General features: G+C 66.1%; 11 protein-coding genes. 3 read left to right on the top strand and 8 right to left on the bottom strand.

Translation table 11 applies throughout. From position 1 onward, the window contains the following. Positions 1 to 27: 27 nt before the first annotated feature. Both cydB and AMS67_RS16270 read right to left on the bottom strand, forming a co-directional pair. Positions 28 to 1,056: a cytochrome d ubiquinol oxidase subunit II gene (gene cydB / locus AMS67_RS16275; RefSeq protein WP_053388260.1), complete on the bottom strand. Its 1,029-nt coding sequence runs from the start codon at positions 1,054 to 1,056 to the stop codon at positions 28 to 30. Positions 1,057 to 1,065: 9 nt separating this feature from the next. Beyond that, entirely contained in the window at positions 1,066 to 2,520 is a 1,455-nt protein-coding gene (locus AMS67_RS16270; RefSeq protein ID WP_053388259.1) for a cytochrome ubiquinol oxidase subunit I, read from the bottom strand. 290 nt (positions 2,521 to 2,810) lie between these two features. Here AMS67_RS16270 and AMS67_RS16265 point away from each other — a divergent pair, with 290 nt between their 5' ends. Genes AMS67_RS16265 through AMS67_RS16255 form a run of 3 tightly spaced genes read left to right on the top strand, consistent with a single transcriptional unit; the run spans position 2,811 to position 5,605 of the window. Beyond that, positions 2,811 to 3,479: a DedA family protein gene (locus AMS67_RS16265; protein WP_053353593.1), complete on the top strand. Its 669-nt coding sequence runs from the start codon at positions 2,811 to 2,813 to the stop codon at positions 3,477 to 3,479. 9 nt (positions 3,480 to 3,488) lie between these two features. Further along, a complete protein-coding gene (locus AMS67_RS16260) occupies positions 3,489 to 4,538 on the top strand; it encodes an App1 family protein phosphatidate phosphatase (protein WP_053353201.1) in 1,050 nt (349 codons plus the stop codon). Further along, positions 4,535 to 5,605, top strand: a complete 1,071-nt coding sequence (locus tag AMS67_RS16255) for an FUSC family protein (RefSeq protein WP_053388258.1) — start codon at positions 4,535 to 4,537, stop codon at positions 5,603 to 5,605. The genes AMS67_RS16260 and AMS67_RS16255 overlap by 4 nt, the downstream gene beginning before the upstream one ends. 181 nt (positions 5,606 to 5,786) lie before the next feature. Here AMS67_RS16255 and AMS67_RS16250 read toward each other — a convergent pair whose 3' ends face one another. The 6 genes from AMS67_RS16250 to AMS67_RS16225 all read right to left on the bottom strand — a co-directional run bounded on the left by AMS67_RS16250 (position 5,787) and on the right by AMS67_RS16225 (position 10,227). After that, the gene (locus AMS67_RS16250) at positions 5,787 to 6,344 is read right to left on the bottom strand and encodes a YceI family protein (protein ID WP_053353203.1); all 558 of its coding nucleotides are present in this window, start codon (positions 6,342 to 6,344) and stop codon (positions 5,787 to 5,789) included. A gap of 158 nt (positions 6,345 to 6,502) precedes the next feature. Further along, positions 6,503 to 7,225, bottom strand: coding sequence for a type 1 glutamine amidotransferase (locus AMS67_RS16245; RefSeq protein WP_053388257.1), 723 nt, complete (start codon positions 7,223 to 7,225; stop codon positions 6,503 to 6,505). Further along, positions 7,222 to 8,580: a Mur ligase family protein gene (locus AMS67_RS16240; RefSeq protein WP_053388256.1), complete on the bottom strand. Its 1,359-nt coding sequence runs from the start codon at positions 8,578 to 8,580 to the stop codon at positions 7,222 to 7,224. The genes AMS67_RS16245 and AMS67_RS16240 overlap by 4 nt, the downstream gene beginning before the upstream one ends. A gap of 23 nt (positions 8,581 to 8,603) precedes the next feature. Beyond that, on the bottom strand, positions 8,604 to 9,344 hold the full coding sequence (trmD, locus tag AMS67_RS16235) for a tRNA (guanosine(37)-N1)-methyltransferase TrmD (RefSeq protein ID WP_053388255.1): 741 nt from the start codon (positions 9,342 to 9,344) through the stop codon (positions 8,604 to 8,606). Further along, positions 9,341 to 9,952: a ribosome maturation factor RimM gene (gene rimM, locus AMS67_RS16230; protein ID WP_053353207.1), complete on the bottom strand. Its 612-nt coding sequence runs from the start codon at positions 9,950 to 9,952 to the stop codon at positions 9,341 to 9,343. The genes trmD and rimM overlap by 4 nt, the downstream gene beginning before the upstream one ends. Beyond that, on the bottom strand, positions 9,952 to 10,227 hold the full coding sequence (locus AMS67_RS16225) for an RNA-binding protein (RefSeq protein ID WP_053353208.1): 276 nt from the start codon (positions 10,225 to 10,227) through the stop codon (positions 9,952 to 9,954). The genes rimM and AMS67_RS16225 overlap by 1 nt, the downstream gene beginning before the upstream one ends.

The raw sequence follows: 10,227 nt of genomic DNA, 5'->3' as shown, positions 1-10,227 counted from the left end.
ATCAGATGAAACCCCGGACCACCGGCATCAGTGCGCGCCCGCAGGGATCGCGTCGCGGGTCAAGCGCTTCCGGAAGACCCAGTAGGTCCACGTCTGATACGCGAGCACGAGCGGCAGTGTGAAGACCGCGACCCAGGTCATGAGCTCCAGGGTCTTCTGCGAACTCGCTCCCCCGGCCACCGTCATGGAGTAGGCGGGATCGATGCTCGATGCCATGAGGTTCGGGAACATCGACATGAAGATCGCGAGAAGTGCGAAGGCGATCGCCACCGCGTTGCCGGTGAACGCCCAGCCCTCGCGGCCCAGCACATTCGCCATCCATCCGCCGATCAGGGCGACGGCGGCGACGACCGCACTCGCCACGATGGCCCAGAGCCACGGGCTGTCGAGGTGCTGCAGCACCGTCCAGACCAGGAAGGCGGCACCGGTGGCGATCGCCGCGACGCCGACCTTCGTGGCGAGCGCCCGCGCGTGTTCGCGCATCTCGCCCGCCGTTTTCAGCGACACGAAGACCAGCCCGTGGGTGAACGTGATGAGCAGCATCGTCAACCCGCCGAGCAGTCCGTACGGGTTGAGCAGCGTCAGCAGCGTGCCCTCATAGAGCCATCCGCCGTTCTCCATCGGGGCAATCGGCAACCCTTGCGCGAGGTTCGCGAACGCGACGCCCCAGAGCAGCGGAGGGATGACGGAGCCCCAGAAGATGAACTGATCGAACCAGCGGGTCCACTGCTGCCCCTTGCCGAGGTGCCGGTATTCGAACGACACCCCGCGCAGAATCAGGGCGACGAGGATCACCAGCAGTGCCAGGTAGAACCCCGAGAACATGGTGGCGTACCACTCGGGGAACGCGGCGAACAGCGAAGCGCCGGCGACGATCAGCCAGGTTTCGTTGAGGTCCCAGACCGGGCCGATGGTGTTGATGATGAGTCGACGGTCGGTGTTGTCTTTCCCGAGGAACGGCAACGACATGCCGACGCCGAAGTCGAACCCGTCGAGCACGAAGTACCCGATCAGCATCGCGCCGACGATGAAGAACCAGAGTGTGGTGAGTTCCATGTCCGTCTCCTAGTAGACCGTCGCGAGCTGCTGATGGTCGGGTTCGCCTGATCCGCCGTCGGTCGTATCGCCCAGTGCGATCTCCGGCGGCCCTTCTTTGGCGGCCCGCGTGATCAGCTTGAACTCGACCACGGCGAGCGATCCGTAGACCACGGTGAACACGATGAGCGAGATGAGAATCGCCCATCCGGGAACCCCCGGTGACACGCCCTGTTCCGTCGTCATCACTCCGAAGACGATCCAGGGCTGACGGCCCATTTCCGTGAAGATCCATCCCACCAGCGACGCGAGCATCGGCAGCGGCGCGGTCCAGATGGCGACTCGCCACACCCAATCGGGCAGTTCCGCGTTCTTCCGGGTGATCCAGAGCCCGACCGCGGAGACGAGCGCCGCGAGTGCCCCGAGGCCGATCATCCAGCGGAACGCCCAGTAGGTGACCCAGATGATGGGAGCGAACTGGCCATCGCTCGGGCAGGTGAGCAGCGAATCCGCGCCGCAGTACTGCGCAGTGAACTCGGCCTGCAGATCGCGGATGCCCTCGACGGAACCGTTGAATGTACCGTTCGAGAGGAACGACAGCAGGTACGGCACACGGATCGAGAAGATCTCATGAGCACCGTCGGGCGTACCGAGGCTGAAGATCGAGAACGAGGCGTCGGCACCCGAGGCGTTGTTGTAGAGGGCCTCGGCCGCGGCCATCTTCATCGGCTGGGTCTCCGTCATCACCATGCCGAGCGAGTGGCCGGTGAGGCCCACCCCCATGAACGCGATGATGTTCGTCCACGCACCGAAGCGCAGCGCCGTGCGCATCTCCTCGACGTGCTGCCCGCGACGCAGATGCCAGGCGGCCGTCGACACGATGACCACGCCGGCGAACATGACCGCGGCGAAGATGGTGTGCGGGAACTGCGTCACCGCGACCGGGTTGGTGAGTACGGCACCGATGCTCTCGAGCTCGGCGCGACCGCGCTCCTCGTTGATCGTGAAGCCCTCGGGGTTCTGCATGAACGCATTCGCCGCGAGGATGAAGTAGGCCGAGGCGACGGTGCCGAGCCAGACGAACCAGATGGTCATGACGTGGATCTTCTTCGGCAGCTTGTCCCAGCCGAAGATCCAGAGGCCGATGAAGGTGGCTTCGAAGAAGAAGGCGATGAGGCCCTCCATCGCGAGCGGTGCACCGAAAATGTCGCCAACGAAGCGGGAGTAGTTCGACCAGTTCATGCCGAACTGGAACTCCTGCACGATGCCGGTGACGACGCCCATCGCAAAGTTGATGAGGAAGATTTTGCCGAACAACCGCGTGAGCCGCAGGTACTTCACTTTGCCGGTCTTCACCCACACCGTCTGCAGAATCGCAACGAGCAGGCACATGCCGATCGTGAGCGGCACGAAGATGAAGTGGTACAGCGTTGTCAACCCGAACTGCCACCTGGACAGGGTCAACGGATCGAGGAACTCGTTCATTTCACGCTCCTGAACACAGAGCGCGCACCTCACTCAGAGATGCACTCCCTTAGTGAGATCCGCCACGAGATGTCATTCTCGCCGGAGCCATCGGCGGGATGCCGACTGACTCGATTCTACCGAGTCTGTGAGTTTGCTGCGAGTTTGGTTTGGCGTCGAAGCATATTTCACTCGGGGTCGAACGGAATATCTCTCGACGCCGAGTGAGGTCGCACATATCGGGTTTCGCACGCGACATCTGGCGTGCCGCACCGGTCAGTTTTTCGGGCCGGATCGCTACACTCTGGGGCGTGACCGACTTCCTCAGCACGCTCATCGAGTGGATCCGCGACCTCGATCCGGTGCTGCGCACGCTGCTCGCCGGAGTCGGCATGCTGCTCGAAACGTCGGTCTTCGTCGGGCTCATCGTGCCCGGCGACACCATCGCACTCGTCGCGTCGGTCGGCGTCACCTCGACGCCGCAGTTCGTCTGGCTCGTCATCGCTCTCGTCCTCGGCGCCATCGGCGGCGAGAGCATCGGCTTCTTCCTCGGTCGTTGGGCCGGGCCGCGCATCCGTGCGAGCCGGGCCGGGCGCAAGCTCGGCGAGCGCAACTGGCGCATCGCCGAGCACTATCTCGGCGAACGCGGGGGCGTCGCCGTGTTCCTGTCACGGTTCCTCCCCGTGTTGCACTCGCTCATTCCACTCACCGCAGGGATGGCGGGCATGCGATACCGCCGCTTCCTCCCGTGGACCGCGTCGGCCAGCGTCGTCTGGGCACTGATCGTCGTATCGCTCGGCTCCGGTGCCGCTGCGGGCTTCGACCAACTTGCCGGTCAGGTGAAAGGCGCGGGCTTCATCTTCGCCGGGTTCGCCGTGGTCGTCGCCATCTCCGTCTGGCTCGTCAAGCGCTGGTTCCTGAAGCGCGAGCAACGGCACCTCGACGTGGACGCTAAGCTTCACGACGACCCCACGCCCTAGACTGGCACGGTGACTTCGCCCGTGCAGCCCGACCACCGACCCCGCTTCGCGGCTCGTTTGGAAGACTGGCTCCACGTGCGGCGCGCACGTCGCGCGATCTCCCGGGGCAAGAAGCCTTCGGTGATCCCGTACATCGGCTACGGCACGACAGAGTGGGTGCGCGTACTCGGCCGCGTGCTGTATCTGCGGCCCGAAAGCCGCGAGCACACGCGCTTCCGGCCCGACGTGGCCGAGGTCTCTCGCGTGCGCGGCTGGCGCACCTTCACGAGCTTGTCAGTGCCGCATCAGCCGGTTCGCGTGCTCATCGACGGCAAGCCGGTGACCGAGGTGATCGCAGATCGCGGCGGCGTCATCGATGCGATGGTTCCGGTGCGCCTCGAACCCGGCTGGCACACCGTCACGCTGCAGGCCGGCGACAGCGAAGCGGCCGACGCCCCGGTCAATGTCGTGACCCCCGACGCCCGGCTGGGCGTCATCTCCGACATCGACGACACGATCCTCATCACGGCATTGCCCCGACCGTTCGTGGCCGCCTGGAACAGTTTCGTGCTCGACGAGCACGCGCGATCCGCCACTCCCGGCATGGCCGTCATGCTCGATCACCTCGTCGCCGAGCATCCGGGCTCCCCCGTCATGTACCTGTCGACAGGCGCCTGGAATGCGGCCCCGGCACTCAGCCGCTTCCTCGCGCGCAACCTCTACCCGATGGGTCCGCTGCTGCTGACCGACTGGGGTCCGACTCACGACCGCTGGTTCCGCAGCGGCCGCGAGCACAAGAGCCGCGAACTTCGGCGCATCGCGCGCGAGTTCCCCGGCGTGAAATGGGTACTGATCGGCGACGACGGCCAGCACGACGAGACGCTGTACCACGAGTTCGCCATGGCGCACCCCGAGAGCGTAGCCGCGGTGCTCATCCGCCAGCTCTCCGTGGGCGAAGCCGTGCTCGCCGGTGGCCGGTCGAAGGCGCGACTGCACCGCAGCACGAGCGGTGTGCCGTGGGTGTACGGCCCCGATGGCGCCACACTGCGCGAGGAGCTGCGCAAGCTGGATCTCCTGTGACGAGCCCGGTCACCCGCCCGTGGCGACGGTTCAACCGTGACCTCACCGGCCGGTTCACCGTCTCCGTACGACCGGCATGGTGGCAGCTCGCGAAGGGCGCGGCGGCAGCGATTCTGACCTGGTTCGTGTGCCTCGCGATCTTCCCCGAACAGCTCCCGATCTTTGGCGCGATCGCGGCACTGATCGTGATGCAAGACAACGTGGATCAGTCGCTCACCCGCGGTCTGGAGCGCGTCATCGGCGTATTCGTCGGGGTCTCCGTCGCAATCGGTGCCGGCGCTCTGTTCGGTCCGCAGTCGTGGCTCTTCATCGCGGCCATCATCGTCGCGATGGGCGTGGGCTGGCTGCTGCGCATGACCCCGTCGGCGGCGAATCAGGTGGCGATCAGCGCACTGCTCATGATCGCGCTCGGGGGCATCAAGCTGCACTACGGCGCCGAACGACTCATCGAGACTGCCATCGGTGCAGCAATCGGCGTGCTGCTCAATGCGCTGATCGTTGCACCCGTGCGCACGACGTCCGTGCACCTCGCGATCGTCGATCTCACGCAGCACTCCGCGGCGGTGCTTCGCCGCATCGCAGATGCGCTGGAAGAGCCGCGTGACGCCGCGTGGCTCGCAGAGATGCTTGCCGAGGCGCGCGGGCTCCAAGACGAGCGGACCCGCGTGCACGCGCTGCTGCGCCAGGCGCGCGAGAGCCTGCGCTTCAACCCGCGAAGCCGCCGGTATCGCGAAGGCCTGGCAATCGACGATGACCAGTTTCAGCGACTGCAGCGCATCGTCACACAGGTCATCGGCATGGCCCGCGCGCTCGCCGACAACTACTCCGCCGACCTCGTCGACGATCCATCGGTCATCGGCATGGCAGAAGAGATGCGCCGCGCGGCGCACGACCTCGAGCTGCTCGTCGCCGCGCCTGAGACGGCTGATTCGACGCACGCGGAGCCGCCCGCGTTGACGACGCCGTTCACGATCCCTCGACCGAACCCGGAGCACTGGGTGCTCATCGGCTCGCTGATGGAGGATTTGCGACGCGTACGCGGTCGCATCACCGGCGAGCTCGACTGACGCGGCGACACGGCGCCGCCGCAGTGCCGCGGCGCCGCACTGCCCAAAACGCCCGGCCGCACCGCCGCCGCACCGCGCAAAACGCCGATTGGGGTAACTTCGGACCAGTGGCGCAGCCGCTTTCGCGGCGCGCACCCGTCCGAAGCTACCCCAATCGCTCTGGTCGCCCGTGGGCGCACGATTACTGGGCGAGCGCCGCCTGCACGTCGAGCGTGATGGTGACGTCGGAGCCGAGCAGCAGGCCGCCCTTCTCGAGCGGAGCATTCCAGGTGAGGCCGAAATCTTCGCGCTTCACGACCGTGGTCGCGGTGAAGCCCGCCTTGTAGTTGCCGTACGCGTCCTCACCGAAGCCGCCGAACTCGAAGGCGAAGGTGACCGGCTTGGTCACGCCGCGCAGCGTGAGATCGCCGTCCACGAAGAAGTCGCCGTTCTCCTCGCGCGCGCCCGTCGACACGAAGGTGAGCTTCGGGAACTCGTCGGCCGCGAAGAAGTCGCCGGTCGCGAGGTGGCCATCGCGGTTCTTCTCGTTCGTGTTCACCGAAGCCACGTCGGCGCTCGCGGTCACGGTGGAGTCGAGCGGGTTCTCACCGGTGGTGAAGGTCGCCTCGAACGACTCGAACTTGCCCTTGACCTTGCTGATCGCGAGGTGGCGCACGGAGAAGCCCACCTCTGAGTGCGTGGGGTCGATGTTCCAGGTTCCGACGCGGTAGCCGGGGATCTGCTCTGCGGTAATGCTCATGACGTGCCTTTCGTTGGTCGTGCGAGGTACTGCTGAACACAACTATTACATGCAAACGAATATTCCCGGACTCGTCCAGAAATGTTTCGTCGCATCATTCGGGCGTGTCATCGCGGCAATGACACCCCCGCGGGCAGTACCGTACCGCAGTCGACTGACTAGCGCGGGCGCTTCTTCGCGCTCGCACGCGCGTTGCGCACGAGGTCACTGTCGGCAGCAACGGGGGTGAACGTTCCGTAGCGTCGGCGCGCCGCTTCACCGATCAGGAAGTCGCTGAGCGCCGGGTTCTTCGGAAGCAACGAACCGTGCAGGTAGCTTCCGATGACATTGCCCGTGCGGGCGCCCTCGAAACCGGCGCCTGGCGCATTCCCCGCGCCCTGCACCACGCGACCGAGCGGCTGCGACCCCGGGCCGAGCGTCGTCGCGCCGCTGTGGTTCTCGTATCCGATGATCTCGCCGAACTCGGAGGTGTCGAGCACGATGTTGCCGATCATTCGCTCGGTGCCGCCGAGCGTCTCGACGTCTAGCACCCCGATGCCGGTGAGCTCCTCGCCCTGGTGCGTCACGAAACGGTGCCCGAAGAGCTGGTAGAGGCCGCAGATCATGAGCATCGGCACCCCGTCGGCAGCAAGCGCCCGAATCTCATCGGCGCGCACGCCCAGATCGAGCGCAACACGGCCCTGACCCGAATCCTGCCCGCCGCCCCCGACGACGATATCGACCGACTCGGGCATCGGGTCACCGGGATTCACCTCGACCACCCGAGGGCTGAATCCCTGCGCGGTCGCCCGACGAGTGAGTGCGAGGACGTTGCCCCGGTCGCCGTAGATGTTCATGTCGCGCGGGTACAGCGACACAATGGTGAGTTCGCGATCGGTCACCAGACATCCTCCACATCCGTCAGTTCGGCAAGCGCACGACGCAGTTCGAGCATCGCGGTATAGGTGCAGTAGATGCGCCGAGGTCGACCCGTCGTGTGCGCCCGGAACGCGGCAAGCGCCGCGCGCAAATCTTCGTCGACGCGTGCGACCGGCACGTCATCGTGCTCGAGCCGAAGTGTCATGTCCCAGGCGCGCGTGCCCGAGACGGTGTCGACGCCGGCCGCCGAAAGCGAAGTGAAGTCGACGTCCCAGAGCCACGACATATCTCGCCCGTCGGCATACTGGTCGTTGATCGCGATCATCGCGGCGACCCCGGTCGCCTCGAACGACGCAAGGCCGAGTCGGAACCCGGCGGGGTTCTTCACGAGTACGAGCTCGAGGGGCTGCCCGTCGAGTTCGAGCTGCTCACCCCGACCGAAGGCGGGGCGAATCTCGGCGAGCGCGGTGACGAGTTCTGCACTCGTCGCAGTCGCGGCCTGCGGAGCGGCTGCGGAATCGATCGGGCCGGCATCGATGATCTGACGCACCAGTGCGAGTGCTGACGCGGCGTTGAAAGTGTTGTAGAGCCCTTCGAGGCGAAGCGTGGTGCGCAGGTGCTCCCCATCGATCGAGAACAGGGCTTCGTGGTCACCGACTTCGAGGAGCGTCACGTCGGCTGGCTCGCGCACCTCCGCACCCTCGGCCGAACCGGCAGCAGTCGTATGGAAGTCATCGTCGCTCGGGAACGTGGCGAGCAGGTCGTTCGAGAGCCCGAATTCACGCACATCGATCGACGCGCCGCCGCTGAACTCCGTTGCGACGCCGGCGCGGGCCCGCGTGCGCTCACCGATCGCGGCGACCAGGCGATCCTCCCGGTTCACGACCAACCCCTCGGTGGTCGCATCTGCGATGCGCTCGAGCAGCTTGGCCGTCGTGTCGATCTCGCCGAAGCGGTCGAGCTGATCGCGCAGCACGTTGAGGAGGAGCGTGAACCGGGGCGGTACGCGATCGATGAAGTACATGGCGTGCGCCTCATCGAGTTCGAGCACGGCGATATCGGCGTCGAGGCGCCCCCGCACATCGCCCTCCTGGATCGCCGCAGCAACGACACCGCGGGAGAAATTCGATCCGGTGCGGTTCGTGAACACCCGAAGCCCGCGTGCTTCCAACAGCTCGACGACCATCTTCGTCGTGGTCGTCTTGCCATTCGTACCGCTGATCGCCACCACACCGTACGGCAACCTGCCCAGCACCCTCCCGAGGAAGCCGGGGTCGATCTTCTCGATCACCAGGCCGGGCAGTGCAGAGCCGCCGCCGCGCAGGCGGGCGATCTGTCGTACCGTCTTTCCGACGACGGCTGAGAGCACATCACGCATGCGTCCAGCCTAGTGCGACTGGGCTAGTCGTCTGCGGCGTGACGACCGCGCGTATCCCCGCGCAAGGCCCGGGGCAGCAACTCAGGGCGCACCCGGCGCGTGCGTTCCACGCGCTGCTCCTGGCGCCACTGCGTGATCGCCGCGTGGTTACCGCTGAGCAGTACTTCGGGCACCGCACGATCGCGCCAGGTCGCCGGCTTCGTGTAGCTGGGGTACTCGAGCAACCCGTCTTCTTCGTGCGACTCCTCGACGAGGCTCTCGGGGTTGCCGACGACTCCCGGCACGAGGCGCCCGATGGCTTCGATCATGGCGATCGTCGCCACCTCGCCCCCGTTGAGCACGTAATCGCCGATACTCACGAGACGCACGCGACCGCGTGACGCGTATTCGTCGAACACGCGCTGATCGATTCCCTCGTAGCGGCCGCAGCCGAAGACGAGATGCGATTCATCTGCGAGCTCTCGCGCCATCGCCTGCGTAAAGACGTCACCCGCAGGCGATGGGAAGATCACGAGCGGATCATCACCGGCGTCGTCAGCCGTGAGTACGGCATCGAGTGCTGCACCCCAGGGTTCCGGCTTCATGACCATGCCGGCGCCACCCCCAGTCGGGGTGTCATCGACCGTGCGGTGCTTGTCGTGCGCGGACTCGCGCAGGTCGTGCACTCGCAGGTCGATGAGCCCTCGCTGTCGCGCCTTGCCCAGAAGCGACAGCTCGAGCGCGTCGAAGTACCCCGGAAAAATGGAGACGACGTCGATCTTCACCGTGCGTCCTCAGCCTCGGACGCGTCGAACAACCCCGGCGGCGGGGTGACCCGCACCACTCCGGCGGCAATATCGACGGAGGGCACGATCGCCTCGACGAACGGCACGAGCACCGTGCCGTCTTCCGTCTTCACGACCAGCAGGTCTTGCGCGGGCAAATGCTGGATCTCGCTGACGACGCCGAGCTTGACCGGCGGCTCATCGGCTCCGGGTGCGTCGCGCACGACATCGAGGCCGACGAGCTGGTGGTGATACCACGCATTCTCTTCTTCGCCGGCTTCGACCGCCTGCTCATCGATCCAGAGAATCGCGCGGACAATGCTTTCGGCCGCGGTGCGGTCGCCGACCTCCGCAAAGAACCCGACCGGTGAATCGTTGAACCAGCGCAGCTCGCGGAGCGTGATGGTGCGACCGAACCATTCGGATTCGGCCGGCACCTGCAGGTGAAACTCGGCCCCGGGCACGAAGCGCAGTTCGGGGTTATCGGTGAAGAGTTCGAGCTTGATGCCACCCTTGAGACCGTGCGGTTTCGTGAGGCGGCCAACGCGCAAACTCCCCGCCCCGCTAGCGGGACGGGGAGCCTGCGAACGCCCATTCGGGTTGGCCATCAGGCGCCGCTCTCCGTTTCGGAATCGGCACCGTCGGTATCGACGACGTCGACACGCACCCGATCGCCGTCGGCGAGCGACGAGACCAGCGTGCGCAACGATGACGCCGTGCGCCCGCCGCGGCCGATCACGCGGCCGAGATCGCTCGGGTGCACACGCACCTCGAGCACGTCGCCGCGACCGGAATCGCGAGCGTCGACGCGCACGCGATCCGGGTGATCGACGATGCCGCGCACGAGGTGCGCCAGCGCGTCGGAGAGCGCCTGTTCAGCCAA

It is taken from the genome of Leucobacter japonicus (genome assembly GCF_001273855.1).
GTDB classification, from domain to species: domain Bacteria; phylum Actinomycetota; class Actinomycetes; order Actinomycetales; family Microbacteriaceae; genus Leucobacter; species Leucobacter japonicus.
Note: the sequence above shows the minus strand (reverse complement) of the source record. Positions and strands in the feature narration are given on the sequence as shown.